Genomic DNA, 15,449 nt, shown 5'->3' with positions numbered 1-15,449 from the left:
CGGGGCTGTCTGATGCATCATAGGTAATGAAACTGCCGATCAGTGTCGAATCTAGCAATATAGATACGGTAGTTTATCGTTACTCACCTGATTCCGTGGGGGGGTAGGAAACTAACACTAAAAAATTTTCGTCACTCTACAATATCAAACGAGATTTGTGCAGTATTGATTAAATCGCGAGGTTATGTGACGGTATTTTTAATCGGCTGAGTATAATAGATTGCGTAATTTTTTTTGGACGAAATCACTAAAAACACCCTCGAGTCATGGGTTCACGCAGGCATACGCACTACCACAAACGTTCAGGACTATTGCGTGGATTAATATCCTGTTTCAGTTACTGTTTCCTTTGAGTTTGGCATTTTCACCTACGGTTGTCGCATCTTCTTCGTATACTTCGCAAGTCAATACGGTTACAGAATCTTATATTTTGCAGACCGGTAAAAACATTAATACTGTCGCCAAGTTAGGGGATGAAATTGATGTTTCCGGTAAGCTGCCTTCGTTATCCATTAGTGATGAAAATTATTCGCCTGCTGATATTCACATAAATAATAAGCTGGCCGGTTATGCCCAGACCGGTGCTGTCGCATTATCTAATGGCAATGCAGTAAAATCTGGTGAGCGCATGCTCAACTCAGCTGCCAACAATGAATTAAACAACTCCACGCAGCAGTGGCTGAGCCAGTTTGGTACCGCCCGGGTACAAATGAATGTTAATGAAGATTTTAAGCTGGATGGCAGTATGGTCGATGTACTGGTTCCACTTTATGATAATCAGAAATCCCTGCTTTTTACCCAATTGGGTGCCCGAAATAAAGACGATCGTAACACCGTTAACGTTGGTGCTGGAGTGCGTACTTTTCAGAATAGCTGGATGTATGGGGCTAATGCGTTTTTTGATAATGATGTTACAGGCAAAAACCGGCGGGTTGGGGTAGGCGCAGAGGCTTGGACCGACTACCTGAAGTTCTCGGGTAACAGTTACTTCGGTACCACCGATTGGCATCATTCACGGGATTTTGCTGACTATAAAGAACGGCCTGCCAACGGCTATGATGTGCGGGCAGAAACTTATTTACCCTCTCATCCCCAACTTGGCGGCAAGGTCATGTATGAAAAATACCGTGGTGATGATGTGGCCTTGTTTGGCAAAGATAACCGTCAGAAAAACCCCTATGCCATTACTGCGGGTGTAAATTACACCCCTATACCATTAGTGACTATTGGGGCTGAACATCGCGCCGGTAAAGGCAGTAAAAACGACAGCAACATTAACTTCCAGCTAAATTACCGACTGGGTGAATCTTGGCAATCTCATATCAGTCCATCAGCCGTGGCAGCAACGCGCACTTTGGCGGGTAGTCGTTATGATTTAGTCGAGCGTAACAACAATATTGTGCTGAATTATCAGGAACAGAAGGTGATACAGCTGATCCTTCCGGCTATGATAAGCGGTGAGGGGGGGACAAGCGTTCCATTGAGTGCAGAGATATCCACCCGACATGGCCTTGAGCGTATTGAGTGGGACAGTTCTGCCTTGATAGCGGCAGGAGGTTCTCTCACACCGGTATCTGCGCACGCTGTTGTAGTAGGATTACCCTCGCATCGGCTAACGCGGAGTGGTAGTAATGCCCACACGTTAAGTGCAGTGGCTCATGACATCCAAGGTAATGTGTCATTACGTGCGACAGTGCAGATCACTGTTATGCCTAGTACTGTTGCAGCAGTGAACCTGACGGCGACTACCGATAATGAGGTTGCCAATGGCATTGCCACCAATGCGGTGAAAGCAATAGTGACGGATGCGGGTAACAATCTTGTACCGGGCCAGGTGGTGACATTTACCGCCAGCAACGGGGCGAACGTGACGACGGTAATTGGTACTACTGGCGTGGACGGGGTTGCTACGGCGACACTGACCAATATGACGAGTGGAATAAGCGCGGTCACCGCCACGGTGAACGGCAGTAGTCAGACGGTCGACACCACTTTTGTGGCGGACGGCAGCACCGCGGAAATCACTGCAGCCAACCTGACGGCGACTGCCAATAATGAGGTTGCCAATGGCATTGCCACCAATGCGGTGAAAGCGATAGTGACGGATGCGGGCAATAACCTTGTACCGGGCCAGGTGGTGACATTTACCGCCAGCAACGGGGCGAACGTGACGACGGTGATTGGTACTACTGGCGTGGACGGGGTTGCTACGGCGACACTGACTAATACTGACTCGGGGATTAGCGTGGTCACCGCCACGGTGAACGGCAGCAGCCAGACGGTGGACACTACCTTTGTGGCGGACGGCAGCACCGCAAAAATCACCGCAGCCAAGGTGACTGCCGATAGAAAGGTGGCCAACGGCACGGCCACCAATGCGGTGGTAGTGATAGTGACGGATGCCGGTAACAATCCTGTCGCAGGCCAGGTGGTGGCATTTACCGCCAGCAACGGGGCGAAAGTGACGGCAGTCATTGGTACCACCGGCGTGGACGGGGTTGCCACGGCGACACTGACCAATATGACGAGTGGAATAAGCGCGGTCACCGCCACGGTGAACGGCAGTAGTCAGACGGTCGACACCACTTTTGTGGCGGACGCCAGCACCGCAGAAATCACCGCAGCTAACCTGACGGCGACTACTGATAACGAGGTCGCCAATGGCATTGCCACCAATGCGGTGAAAGCGATAGTGACGGATGCGGGCAATAACCTTGTACCGGGCCAGGTGGTGACATTTACCGCTAGCAACGGGGCGATAGTGACGACGGTGATTGGTACTACTGGCGTGGACGGGGTTGCCACGGCGACACTGACTAATACTGCGCCGGGAGTCAGTGTGGTCACCGCCACGGTGAACGGCAGCAACCAGACGGTCAGCACCACCTTTGTGGAGGATGCGATGTTTACCGGAATAGCCGTCAACGGCCATGTGTTCACGGTAAGCGATGAATTTCCAAAAACAGGTTTTACCGCGGCTACCTTCATACTAAATATGAACAGAAATGCGAGCGACTTCACCTGGAGTTCCAACCAGCCAGGGGCCGTAAGCGTCAATGGTGACGGTCAAGTGAAGCTCAACAGCAAACCTACGGGGCCAGTGATCATTACGGCGACACCCAAGGATGGAGGAAGTCCACTAAGCTACACATTTGCTGTGCAGAAATGGTTTATACATAACAATAGCACAATGGCTGTTTGGTCAGATGCTGTGAGGTTCTGTAGTCTACAGCTGGCGTCTCAGCCATCACGCACCGACTTGAGTTCTACCAACTACTCATTTGGTACCCGTTTGGTGGGTTCATTGTTCGATGAATGGGGGCGAATGGATAACTACACTGGTTCCGGTTTTATCGGCACCCTCTACTGGACGGGCGACACTCCTGACCCCAGCACAGGCTTCCACTACCTTGGCGACTCGATCGCGGGCGTTACCAACAGCTACAGTGACGCCGATATTCCTAGGCATGTAATGTGTCGTCGATAGAGTCTTGAGTTTTTAAATTTGGTTTTGCTTCTCTGGTATTCCCCCGCGTTTAGTGGGGGAAAGGTCAGTGGCTTTGTGGCGCTAAGACCCCGTCGGGTAACATGCTGTTTTTTTGATGATGTTATCCGACCATGTCTCTGATAAGAAAAACCTGCACTATCTTGTAGATATCATCGCTCAGTATGTTCGTTATTCGCTGGCTTACGCCCTTGTGTCACTCAATTCCATAGATGGCAAAGGGATGGGGTATTATGTATGCCCCATGCGCCGGTTACATCGCTGTAATACACCATCGATTAGGCGTGATATTGCAGATGTAAACCTGATAACTACAGTTGTTATCCATGCTGACAAATTCCAGACTAATTCAACCAGCAGAGGATCGACCCGTTCGCTCCAGGATAGAAATATTGAGGTTCTTAAAAGTATTTATAAGCTGATTGAGGCATTACAAATAGCACCTGAAGTGACTGCTTTGGCTGAAAAGATAAAGGCACTGCATAAAGAGTTCAAAAGTAATGAAGCCACGATACGTGCAGTTAAGTATAAGCAGAGGCTGGCCGTTAGTGAGGATGTAACAAAGCTGGATTTAACCTTAAAAGATGACCGCAGCCTTATTGGATAGACTGGTTCATCATTTTGACATTATTGAAACAGGTAATGAATCATTTAGGTTTAAAAACCGGTCTTAAAGTGGTGTACTTTTAAAGCATAACTGTGGCTCATTTTTAGATCATAATTGACAGTTTGTACTCATATATATACTCATTTATGACTGCGCTTTCACGATATGAGTTGAGACATCATGAAATAAAAAATCCACGCAAATGCGTGGATTTTATGGGGTTTGTCAGTATTCATGAGATTCAATTAAATCTCATGAGACAACAGAAGCTGTTTAGACGTTGAACAAGAAGTTCATCACGTCACCATCTTTTACGATGTAATCTTTACCTTCTGAACGCATTTTGCCGGCTTCTTTCGCGCCTTGCTCACCCTTGTAGGTGATAAAGTCCTCGAAAGCGATAGTTTGTGCGCGGATAAAGCCTTTCTCGAAGTCGGTGTGAATTTTACCGGCAGCTTGTGGTGCAGTTGCACCTATCGGGATGGTCCAGGCACGCACTTCTTTTACACCGGCAGTGAAATAGGTTTGCAGATTCAGCAATTCATAACCGGCACGGATCACACGGTTCAAACCGGGTTCTTCAATACCTAACTCAGCCATAAATTCAGCGCGGTCTGCATCTTCCAACTCAGCAATATCAGACTCAACTGCGGCACAAACGGCAACTACCACAGAACCTTCCGCCGCAGCGATGGCACGCACCTGATCCAAATAGGGATTGTTTTCAAACCCATCTTCATTGACGTTAGCAATGTACATGGTTGGCTTCAGGGTGAGGAAGCTCAGATAACGGATGGCGGCTTTATCTTCAGCACTCAGGTTCAACGCACGCAGCATGCCAGCATTTTCTAAATGTGGCAGACATTTTTCCAGCGCTTCCAGTTCCGCTTTAGCGTCTTTATCACCGCCTTTAGCTTTCTTCTGAACACGATGCATCGCGCGTTCACAGGTTTCCAGATCGGAAAGTGCCAGTTCAGTGTTGATGGTATCAATGTCATCAACGGGATCTACTTTACCGGCAACATGGATGATGTTGTCATTTTCAAAACAACGTACCACATGACCAATTGCTTCAGTTTCACGGATATTGGTCAGGAACTGGTTACCCAGGCCTTCGCCTTTGGATGCACCCTTAACCAGGCCCGCGATATCGACGAATTCCATCGTGGTTGGCAAAATGCGCTGAGGTTTAACAATCTCGGCCAGTTGGTCCAGACGCGGGTCCGGCATTGGCACCACACCCGTGTTGGGTTCAATGGTGCAGAACGGGAAGTTAGCGGCTTCAATACCCGCTTGTGTCAACGCGTTGAACAGGGTGGATTTACCAACGTTAGGCAGGCCCACAATACCGCATTTGAATCCCATGTTTTATATCACCTTAAATAACTTAAAAATCAACTCGTTAGGGTTAACGTGCTGATGTAATCAAAATTTATGTCGCCATTATACACATTCTGACGATTTATCTCGATCATGCTGTTTCGTCGCCGCAAGGGAACATGCTGTGAGAGCGAGTAGGTGATTGATTTTTCTAACTCTGTGCCCGAGATCACGCTTATGCCATCTTAAGTTTCCTGATAAATGTCCGATAACTAGTTATTACAGTCCGCATACTGAATTTGGGTAATTCCAATGGAAATGAGTATCTATAAATGGCTGATCGTCATCTTGTTCGGGGGGATGGCGGGTATTGTGGGAATGCGTTTTCTTACCGCAGATGTTGAGCCTGCCGCCCCCTCCTTTGCCGAGTTGGTTGATCAATATGGGGTGGAAATTGAAAGTCACTCGGGCAAGAGCGTTAGATATGTGGGGTACAAAAAAAATACCCTTTATGAAGATTTCGACAGCATCCAGTTGAAATTTACCGCAGTAACCGACAAGTTTGAACGCAGCCACGACTTATCGCGTAACAAAGAAAAGGCATCAGATTGGGATTCGCTTTTTTGTAGCGATAAATTGAGTGATATTGCGGGCGAATATGATGGTAAAAGCAATAATTTTCTCGGGCGGGTGAGGGTGATATTTTCAGGGGTGGTATTGACCGGTGAGGGACAACAGGGGATTAATGCGCTGTGCAACAAAAATGAATAACAACTAATACAGGCACCCCGGCTTATGTTCGTTAGCCGGGGAACCGGGCCAGTATTATACGCCGGCCTTAAAGGAGTGCAGGCGATTCATTGCCTTAGTAATGTCTTCTTTTAGCAGTATTTCAGTACAGCGGATAGATTCATCAATGGCCTCGTCAATTAAGGTTTGTTCACTGATTGGTGGCTTACCCAAAACAAAACCGGTGACTTTACTTTTATCACCCGGATGACCGATGCCGATGCGCAAACGATAGAAGTTAGGGTTATTCCCCAACCTGCTCTGAATATCTTTCAGGCCGTTATGGCCACCGTTACCGCCACCTAGCTTTAATTTAGCCACGCCCGGCGGGATATCCAACTCATCGTGTGCGACTAAAATCTCTTCCGGCAGAATACGGTAAAACCCAGCCATTGCGGCTACGGCCTTGCCACTGAGATTCATAAAGGTAGAGGGTACCAACAAGCGAACGTCCTGACCTGCCAGATTTAGCCTTGCAGTGTAGCCGAAGAATTTACTCTCTTCTTTCAGTGGTTGATTATGGCGCTGCGCCAATAAATCCACATACCAAGCACCTGCATTGTGGCGAGTTTGGGCATATTCAGCGCCCGGATTTGCCAGCCCAACGATTAATTTAATACTGCTCACGTCGCCATTCGCTATAACTAAAGGAATTAAAGTGCCATAGTTTACCTGTCATAGCGCGTAATAACAAAACTGCTAGCATGAATTTATTTAGAGTGAATAGTTCAAGATGTGAATAGTTGCCTGTATGTATAGTTCAAATTCAGTGCCAAATGTCTGGATTATGTAAAGATTTGTTGGAATATATTTGCCAGTTGTGATCACAAGCGCAATACCTTCCTCGCAAGCCTGACTATACTTAGTTATTAAGTGGACATGAATAATCGCATTAAGCAAGCAGTTTTAGCGCTCGGCTCAGTGGTTATTTATTGGCAACCTAAGTGGAGGTGGCATATGAAACGTAAAAGCGCAGCAAGGGTCGGTAATGTGCTGATGGGATTAGGTTTGGTTACCATGGTCGTAGGGGTAGGTTACTCAATTCTGACAGAGGTATCTCAACTGGGTCTACCGCAATTCTTTGCCCATGGTGCCGTGATGAGTATTTTTGTCGGCGCACTGTTGTGGTTAGTTGGCGCGCGTATCGGTGGGCGTGAGGAAGTTGCGGATCGTTATTGGTGGATTAAGCACTTTGACAAACGTTGTAATCGCAACCAGCGTCACTCCTAGCGAGCAAGGTATCATTAGCGACTAATTACAGTGAAGCTGCAAACATAGACCTGTTTTCTTGGCTTTTTAATTGAGCTGATGTGCAGGAGGGGTAAATGACGGCTCAACGAGCGGTAAGACAAACACCTATTGATCAAGAACTCAGCGATCGAGAGTAGAAAACCCGTTGTCGCATCTGCTTCAACGGGTTTTTCTTTATCTGCTTCAATTTATGCATTGCATAGTATCAATTCGTTATGAACCCCATTCGTGATGCCCAGCAAGTGACCTATCACGAAAATAGCTTAATGGCTAACTGCGGCCAGATAGCACCGCAGGGATATCCACAACCTAATACTGATTAATGCTCAAACATCGCAGAGATGGACTCTTCATTGCTGATACGGCGGATGGCTTCAGCCAACATGCCCGACAGGGTCAGAGTACGCACATTTTTTAATGCCTTTATTTCAGCTGACAACGGAATCGTGTCACAAACAATCACTTCATCGATAACAGAATGTTTGATGTTTTCAACCGCGTTACCAGAGAAGATCGGGTGAGTCGCGTAAGCAAATACACGCTTGGCACCACGTTCTTTCAGGGCTTCCGCTGCTTTACACAATGTGCCACCGGTATCGATCATATCGTCAACTAACACGCAGTCACGGCCAGCAACGTCACCGATGATATGCATCACCTGAGAAACGTTAGCACGTGGGCGGCGTTTGTCGATAATCGCCATATCAGTATCGTTCAGCAGTTTTGCAATGGCTCTGGCGCGAACAACGCCGCCGATGTCTGGAGAGACAACAATTGGGTTTTCCAGATTCTGCTGCAACATATCTTCCAGCAGGATTGGGCTACCAAATACGTTATCAACCGGAACATCAAAAAAGCCTTGGATCTGTTCAGCATGAAGATCCACTGTCAATACGCGGTCAACCCCAACACTTGAGAGAAAATCGGCAACAACTTTGGCAGTGATCGGTACACGGGCAGAACGCACACGGCGATCCTGACGAGCGTAACCGAAGTAAGGAATAACAGCAGTAATACGTCCTGCGGAGGCGCGACGCAGGGCATCAACCATGACAACCAGTTCCATCAGGTTATCGTTCGTGGGTGCGCAGGTGGACTGGATGATGAAAATATCACCACCGCGTACATTTTCGTTGATTTGCACGCTCACTTCGCCGTCGCTAAAACGACCTACAGCGGCGTCACCAAGACTGGTGTACAAACGGTTGGCAATACGTTGTGCTAGTTCCGGGGTGGCGTTACCAGCAAAAAGCTTCATATCAGGCACGAGAAGAACCTCAGGCATGCGTCCAGAGAAGATATTGTCATATCAGTAATCAGGGGCGATTATTCATACTGATTGCAATATACATACGGGTATTTAAAGCCAAAACACGGTGAATAACCGTCATCATTCAAATTACAGGTGTGTCGACTGTTCTCGTTCACCCGCATCACTTACTCATGTAAGGTTATCGGGATTCGCTCGTTTGCCGCTTTCCTGTATCTTGAAATCTATTGGGTACAAAACAGCATTATGAACCGGCTTTCAATCAAATGAGACAGGTATTTTCAGAACCCAAGGTTAGTAGAGCCATTACATCGACCTTACATAACGCTGTAAATCGTTATCTGCACTCACGACTTTCAATTTTCCCAGAGCGCGCACGATGCAGTGGCGAAACATTTACACCACGAGCAACAAAACCATGCAACCACTCCGGGGCAATACTTAACACCTGTCGGGCCGATGCCTCAGTGTCGAATTCTGCAAACACACAAGCGCCGGTTCCGGTAAGGCGTGACGGAGCGTATTCTAACAGCCATGAAAGAGCCTGTTCAACCTCGCGAAAACGTTTTCTTGCGATCGGTTCGCAATCATTTGCGTACGGAATGCTTAAAAGCGCCGCCAGTGGGCGAACGGGCGTATTTCTTTTTAATTCAGGATCAGAAAAAATAATTGGTGTTGGGATGCTTACACCGGGGTGTACCACCAAATACCACTTCTCTAAAGGCTCCGCAGGTTGCAATTTTTCGCCAATTCCCTCAGCAAAGGCAGCATGCCCACGAACGAACACCGGCACATCGGCACCTAATGTTAGGCCAAGAGTGGCCAATTTTTCATCAGAGAAACCACATTGCCACAGTAAATTGAGTGCAACCAGTACCGTGGCGGCATTGGATGAACCACCACCCAGTCCTCCCCCCATTGGTAGGCGTTTATCAATACTGATATCTGCCCCCCGAGGTACTTTTACCGTGCCGGGCTGTTGTTGTGGAAATTGTTGTTGTAGCAATCGTGCCGCGCGAATTATCAAGTTCTGTTCGTCTTCTACGCCTGCGACTGGCGTTAATAAGCGAATCTGATTGTCATCTCGCGGCACAATAGTCAGTTGGTCGCCATAATCGAGAAACTGGAACAGGGTTTGTAAGTCATGATAACCATCGGCCCGTTGCCCGGTGATATAAAGAAACAGGTTTAATTTGGCCGGTGAGGGCCAGACATGTTGATGCGTGCTAACCATGTTATTCGACAGTCCAATTATCCATTTTTAGCTTAATTCGCTGCCCGCCCTGACTCAGCTCCATGCGGCTCGGCAATGCTGGCGTCACTTGAGTGTTGTATTCCTGATAATCAACCACCCACGTCATACCATTTTGTTTATAAGTCACTTGCTTCAAACGGTACTTATCATCAAGGGTGAAATCAGTGGTATCACCGGGTAACCCTAAAATCCACTGACGTAAGCTTTCCAATGGAATGGACATCCCCGTCAACTTTTGAATCATTTCCTGTGGGTCATCACTGACATAGCGTTTGCCTTGATTATCGGTCAACTGGGTAACGCCAGGTTGTACCACCAATTCCAGTTCTGTGCTGCCCAATGGGTTGGTCAGCAGTAGGCGATAGCGCTCAGGTGTGGTTTGTTGCCAGAAAAAGCGCGCATAGACTTTTTGTTTTTCAGAAATATACGCAAAGGCACCCCGGGTCTGGAATTGGCTCAATTGTTGTAATTGTTGTTCATGTTGCCGCCACTGTGGCGATGTCGGACTGGTCGCCGGACCGGTCGGTGGCGTGGTGCTACAGGCTGCCAGCAACAGAGTTGCTAAAGGGAGCAGGCGATAAAAACTGATTTTATACATCGACATATGGCTATAAATCCTATCGGTCGCACGGGTATCATTGGCGACGCGTCTTTGATGAGGTCATGTTACCGATAAATAATAATTTTTGATAAAACAAATTATTTGATACCTGGCTAATTGGTATCTGAGGTGCTCACGCTAACGGGCTGAAGGCTGAGCGTCAATATCTTGTTCTATTTTGTACAGGGTTTACCCAATATTGTTGTACAGCAGATAACCAATTTCTGACCATAATTTATGATAATACTTAGGATATTGCACTGTGACTTTTATTGAACCCGCGCATCAAGTAGAATGCGGTTCAGACGAGAATCCATACTAACATCAGTATTACTCGAAGCCGTTCTCATGACTCTGCTTGCATTAGGCATTAATCACAAAACTGCGCCTGTATCTTTACGTGAACGAGTGAACTTTTCACCGGAATCTATCGACCAAGCGCTTGTCAGCTTGCTCCAACAGCCGTTGGTGCAGGGCGGTGTCGTATTGTCTACGTGTAACCGAACTGAGTTGTATCTCAGCGTAGAGCAGCAAGATAATCTGCATGAACAACTTATTGCCTGGCTCTGTACCTATCACAAACTCAGCCCGGACGAAGTGAAAAAAAGCCTGTATTGGCACCATGGTAATGATGCCGTCAGTCATTTGATGCGTGTTGCCAGCGGGTTAGACTCACTGGTATTAGGCGAACCTCAAATTTTGGGGCAGGTGAAAAAGGCCTTTGCTGAATCTCAGCGTGGTCAATCGCTGTCTGGCGAGTTGGAGCGGTTGTTCCAGAAATCTTTCTCGGTTGCCAAACGGGTTCGGACAGAAACAGATATTGGAGCCAGTGCCGTTTCGGTTGCTTTTGCTGCCTGTACTCTGGCACGTCAGATATTTGAGTCGCTTTCTGAACTGAATGTGCTGTTGGTGGGTGCTGGGGAAACCATTGAGCTGGTGGCTCGTCATCTGCGTGAGCATCAAGTTAAGCATATGATTATCGCTAACCGTACCCGTGAGCGAGCTCAAGTGCTGGCGACAGAAGTGGGGGCCGAAGTGATTACTTTGCCGGAAATTGATGCCCGATTGGCCGATGCCGATATTATTATCAGTTCAACGGCCAGCCCATTGCCTATTATTGGTAAGGGAATGGTCGAACGTGCTCTGAAAAGCCGCCGCAATCAGCCAATGCTGTTTGTCGATATCGCCGTACCACGGGATATTGAGCCGGAAGTGGGTAAACTGTCTAATGCCTATTTATACAGTGTTGATGATCTACACGCGATTATTCAGCACAATATGGCACAGCGTCAGGCCGCTGCGGTGCAGGCCGAATCAATAGTACAGCAGGAAAGCATGAATTTTATGGCCTGGCTACGTGCGCAGGGGGCGGTTGAAACCATTCGTGATTATCGTTCTCAGGCCGAACAGGTTCGTAGTGAGATGACCGCTAAAGCATTGGCCGCCATTGAGCAGGGTGCCAATGTAGAACAAGTGTTGAATGAGTTGGCCCATAAGCTCACTAACCGCCTGATTCATGCTCCTACCAAATCCCTCCAGCAAGCCGCCAGCGATGGCGATATGGAGCGGTTGCAATTATTACGCGACAGCCTTGGGCTGGATCAGCATTAGTTTCCTCTAATTACAGGGTTTAAAACCACGGATGAAGTCTTCTATTGTTGCCAAACTGGAAGCGTTACAAGAGCGTCACGAAGAAGTGCTGGCGTATCTTGGCGATGCCAGCGTTATTGCCGATCAAGACCGTTTCCGCGCGTTGTCACGTGAATATGCGCAATTAACGGATGTCACCCGCTGTTTTAAAGAATGGCGCAGCGTGCAAGATGATCTCGAAGCCGCAGAAATGATGCTGGAAGATCTTGAAATGCGCGAAATGGCTCAGGAAGAACTGAAAGAAGCAAAAGCGCGCAGTGAAGAGCTGGAACAGCAGTTGCAAGTGTTGTTGCTCCCTAAAGACCCTGATGATGAGCGTGATTGTTTTCTTGAGATTCGTGCTGGGACCGGTGGTGATGAAGCGGCTATTTTTGCTGGTGACATGTTCCGCATGTACAGCCGTTATGCTGAAGCACGCCGTTGGAAAGTTGAAATCATGAGCGCCAGTGAGGGCGAGCATGGTGGCTATAAAGAAGTGATTGCCAAGGTCTCTGGTGATGGGGTGTTTGGTCAGTTAAAATTCGAGTCAGGTGGTCACCGTGTGCAACGTGTACCCGAAACCGAATCACAAGGCCGTATTCATACCTCTGCCTGTACCGTCGCGGTAATGCCTGCCATTCCTGAAGCTGAGATGCCGGAAATCAATGCCGGTGATTTGCGTATTGATACTTTCCGCTCGTCTGGTGCCGGTGGTCAGCACGTTAACACCACCGATTCGGCAATCCGTATCACCCATATTCCAACGGGCCTGGTGGTGGAGTGTCAGGATGAACGCTCACAACATAAGAACAAAGCCAAGGCGATGTCGGTGTTGGGTGCACGTATCCGTGCCGCAGAAATGCAAAAGCGTCAATTGGCGGAAGCTTCCGAGCGCCGTAATCTGCTTGGTTCAGGTGATCGCTCTGATCGTAATCGCACCTATAACTTCCCACAGGGCCGAGTGACCGATCATCGCATTAACCTGACCCTCTATCGCCTGGATGAAGTGATGGAAGGCAAACTGGATATGCTGATTCAGCCGATTGTGCAGGAATATCAAGCCGACCAGCTCTCTGCGTTGTCAGAGCAAGATTAATGGACTATCAGCAGTGGCTGTCGTTAACGGCAGCCCGTTTCAGTCAGAGTGACAGCCCCAAGCGCGATGCCGAGATTCTATTGAGTTTTGTCACCGCAAAGGCGCGTACTTATGTGTTGGCTTTCGGTGAAACTAAGCTGACAGCCGATCAGTTACAGCGATTGGAACAACTGGCAACCCGGCGTGAGCAGGGGGAACCTATTGCTTATCTGGTTGGGGAGCGCGAATTCTGGTCATTGCCACTCAGTGTTTCCTCCGCCACTCTTATTCCACGCCCTGACACCGAATGTTTGGTTGAACAGGCGTTGGCGCATCTGCCAGCCACTCCTTGCCATATTTTGGATTTGGGTACCGGTACCGGTGCTATTGCTTTGGCGTTAGCCAGTGAGCGGCCAGATTGTGCTGTGGTGGGTGTGGACATCCAAGCCGACGCTGTTGCACTGGCTCGCCATAATGCAGAAAAGCTGGCCATAGATAATGTACATTTTCTGCAAAGTAGCTGGTTTGACGCGGTCGACGGACAATTTACGCTGATTGTTAGCAATCCTCCTTATATTGATGCTGATGACCCGCATCTGAACGAAGGTGATGTCCGCTTTGAGCCTCACAGTGCGCTCGTCGCACCTGCCGAAGGGATGGCTTCACTGGACGAGATTATCCGTTGTGCGCCGGCTTATTTAGAGGCGGGAGGCTGGTTAATGTTGGAGCATGGCTGGCAGCAAGCCGATGCAGTACAGAAATTACTTAAAAACGCCGGATTTAGTGCTGTAATGACGCATAAAGATTATGGTAATAATGATCGTGTTACTTTGGGGCAATGGATCGGCTAATCAAGAAGAATCTGATTTTGTGCGGCATTTATTCGGCAACAAATAAAAAAAACGATAAATATTTAACATAGATAAGGAAGCGAGAGTCATGTGGGTTGATTATATCGCCATGAAGTATTTGCATTTACTCACAGTGGTTATCAGTATTACGCTGTTTGTATTACGTTTCTTTTGGAAATGTCGCGGTTCGGCTATGATGGATAAGCGCTGGGTAAAAATAACGCCACATATCAATGATACGTTGCTATTTGTCAGCGGTATTGTACTGATTTTTATCACTGGATTTTACCCTTTCAGTCCGCAAGGAACATGGCTGACTGAAAAGCTGTTTGGCGTTATTATCTATATCCTGCTTGGCTATGTCGCATTAGGTAAGCGAACCCGCAGCCAGAATCGTCGCTGGCTTGCTTTCATACTCGCATTGGGTTGCCTGTATTTGATTGTCAAACTGGCAACAACTAAATTACCACTGCTGATGGGATATCTATGAGTAGCATTGCTGATTTCGAATTTAACAACGCGTCCCTGTGTGATGGGGTGTTATTGGTTACCCAGGAGATTCGACAGAATTTTCCACTGGTTGATGTACGCAACCAATTACAACAGCTCGTTGATGATGCCCGGGCTGCGATGCCCGCCGATCTCAATCAGGATCAGCAATTAGAAGTGCTTATTGATCTGTTTTACCGTAAATGGAAATTTGGCGGTGCTGGTGGCGTTTATCGCCTGTCAGACGCTATCTGGCTCGATAAAGTGTTGGATAAACGCCAAGGGACGCCAGTATCGCTGGGCGTCATTTTCCTGCACATCGCCCATCAATTGGATCTACCTTTGATGCCAGTTATCTTTCCAACTCAATTAATTCTTCGGGCTGATTGGTTAGATGAAGAAATGTGGCTGATTAATCCGTTAAACGGTGAAACACTTAATGAACATATGCTAGAAGTGTGGATTAAGGGCAACCTGGGTTTGAGCGCCGAACTGGAAGATGAAGATCTGGAAGAAGCGGAAAATACCCTGATTGTGCGTAAAATGCTTGATACATTGAAAGCGGCATTAATGGAAGAGAAGCAGATGGAATTGGCATTGCGTGCCAGTGAAGCGGTATTGGCTTTTGACCCCGATGACCCCTATGAAATCCGCGACCGTGGCTTGATTTATGCCCAACTGGATTGCAACCATATTGCCATCTCTGATTTAAGCTATTTTGTTGAGCAGTGCCCGGAAGATCCGATTGCTGAAATGATAAAAATGCAGATCCACTCCATTGAGCAACAGCGGGTGACATTGCACTGA

Annotated in this window: 13 protein-coding genes and 2 pseudogenes; 10 read left to right on the top strand and 5 right to left on the bottom strand. The window is 47.8% G+C overall.

All coding sequences use genetic code 11. The features are described 5' to 3' along the window. The first annotated feature begins 430 nt into the window (after positions 1-430). The 3 genes and pseudogenes from V1952_RS06320 to V1952_RS06310 all read left to right on the top strand — a co-directional run. On the top strand, positions 431-3,487 hold the full coding sequence (locus tag V1952_RS06320; protein WP_420074471.1) for an inverse autotransporter beta domain-containing protein: 3,057 nt from the start codon (positions 431-433) through the stop codon (positions 3,485-3,487). A 238-nt stretch (positions 3,488-3,725) separates the two neighbouring features. Next, positions 3,726-3,816 (top strand): annotated as a pseudogene (locus V1952_RS06315) (hypothetical protein); the annotation flags it as partial. A 270-nt stretch (positions 3,817-4,086) separates the two neighbouring features. After that, a pseudogene (locus V1952_RS06310) lies at positions 4,087-4,179 on the top strand (ATP-binding protein); the annotation flags it as partial. A 206-nt stretch (positions 4,180-4,385) separates the two neighbouring features. Here V1952_RS06310 and ychF read toward each other — a convergent pair. Next, entirely contained in the window at positions 4,386-5,477 is a 1,092-nt protein-coding gene (gene ychF / locus V1952_RS06305; protein WP_083159031.1) for a redox-regulated ATPase YchF, read from the bottom strand. A 267-nt stretch (positions 5,478-5,744) separates the two neighbouring features. On the opposite strand from ychF, the gene V1952_RS06300 reads away from it, so the two are divergent. Beyond that, positions 5,745-6,203, top strand: a complete 459-nt coding sequence (locus V1952_RS06300; protein ID WP_372558896.1) for a hypothetical protein — start codon at positions 5,745-5,747, stop codon at positions 6,201-6,203. Between the two features lie 54 nt (positions 6,204-6,257). Here the strand turns inward: V1952_RS06300 and pth are convergent, their stop codons facing one another. After that, positions 6,258-6,848, bottom strand: a complete 591-nt coding sequence (gene pth, locus V1952_RS06295) for an aminoacyl-tRNA hydrolase (RefSeq protein WP_372558897.1) — start codon at positions 6,846-6,848, stop codon at positions 6,258-6,260. 330 nt (positions 6,849-7,178) lie between these two features. Here pth and ychH point away from each other — a divergent pair, with 330 nt between their 5' ends. Then, complete coding sequence (gene ychH / locus V1952_RS06290; RefSeq protein WP_083159029.1) at positions 7,179-7,451, top strand: stress-induced protein YchH; 273 nt, start codon at positions 7,179-7,181, stop codon at positions 7,449-7,451. A 340-nt stretch (positions 7,452-7,791) separates the two neighbouring features. Here ychH and prs read toward each other — a convergent pair whose 3' ends face one another. The 3 genes from prs to lolB form a co-directional block, all read right to left on the bottom strand. Continuing rightward, on the bottom strand, positions 7,792-8,739 hold the full coding sequence (gene prs, locus V1952_RS06285) for a ribose-phosphate diphosphokinase (RefSeq protein WP_004390739.1): 948 nt from the start codon (positions 8,737-8,739) through the stop codon (positions 7,792-7,794). A gap of 340 nt (positions 8,740-9,079) precedes the next feature. Then, complete coding sequence (ispE, locus tag V1952_RS06280) at positions 9,080-9,976, bottom strand: 4-(cytidine 5'-diphospho)-2-C-methyl-D-erythritol kinase (protein WP_420071059.1); 897 nt, start codon at positions 9,974-9,976, stop codon at positions 9,080-9,082. Between the two features lies 1 nt (position 9,977). Further along, positions 9,978-10,601, bottom strand: coding sequence for a lipoprotein insertase outer membrane protein LolB (lolB, locus tag V1952_RS06275; protein ID WP_420071060.1), 624 nt, complete (start codon positions 10,599-10,601; stop codon positions 9,978-9,980). A gap of 345 nt (positions 10,602-10,946) precedes the next feature. Here lolB and hemA point away from each other — a divergent pair, with 345 nt between their 5' ends. The 5 genes from hemA to sirB1 all read left to right on the top strand — a co-directional run bounded on the left by hemA (position 10,947) and on the right by sirB1 (position 15,449). Beyond that, complete coding sequence (hemA, locus tag V1952_RS06270) at positions 10,947-12,209, top strand: glutamyl-tRNA reductase (RefSeq protein WP_083159026.1); 1,263 nt, start codon at positions 10,947-10,949, stop codon at positions 12,207-12,209. A 31-nt stretch (positions 12,210-12,240) separates the two neighbouring features. Next, positions 12,241-13,323, top strand: coding sequence for a peptide chain release factor 1 (prfA, locus tag V1952_RS06265; protein WP_005185162.1), 1,083 nt, complete (start codon positions 12,241-12,243; stop codon positions 13,321-13,323). Continuing rightward, positions 13,323-14,153, top strand: coding sequence for a peptide chain release factor N(5)-glutamine methyltransferase (gene prmC, locus V1952_RS06260; protein ID WP_420074470.1), 831 nt, complete (start codon positions 13,323-13,325; stop codon positions 14,151-14,153). Before prfA ends, prmC begins: the two co-directional genes overlap by 1 nt. Positions 14,154-14,241: 88 nt before the next feature. Continuing rightward, on the top strand, positions 14,242-14,643 hold the full coding sequence (locus tag V1952_RS06255) for a SirB2 family protein (protein ID WP_005185164.1): 402 nt from the start codon (positions 14,242-14,244) through the stop codon (positions 14,641-14,643). Next, complete coding sequence (sirB1, locus tag V1952_RS06250) at positions 14,640-15,449, top strand: invasion regulator SirB1 (RefSeq protein WP_372558901.1); 810 nt, start codon at positions 14,640-14,642, stop codon at positions 15,447-15,449. Before V1952_RS06255 ends, sirB1 begins: the two co-directional genes overlap by 4 nt.

The organism is Yersinia sp. 2542 StPb PI (assembly GCF_048593855.1).
Lineage (GTDB): Bacteria > Pseudomonadota > Gammaproteobacteria > Enterobacterales > Enterobacteriaceae > Yersinia > Yersinia enterocolitica_E.
This window is presented reverse-complemented; position numbering and strand designations above follow the sequence as displayed.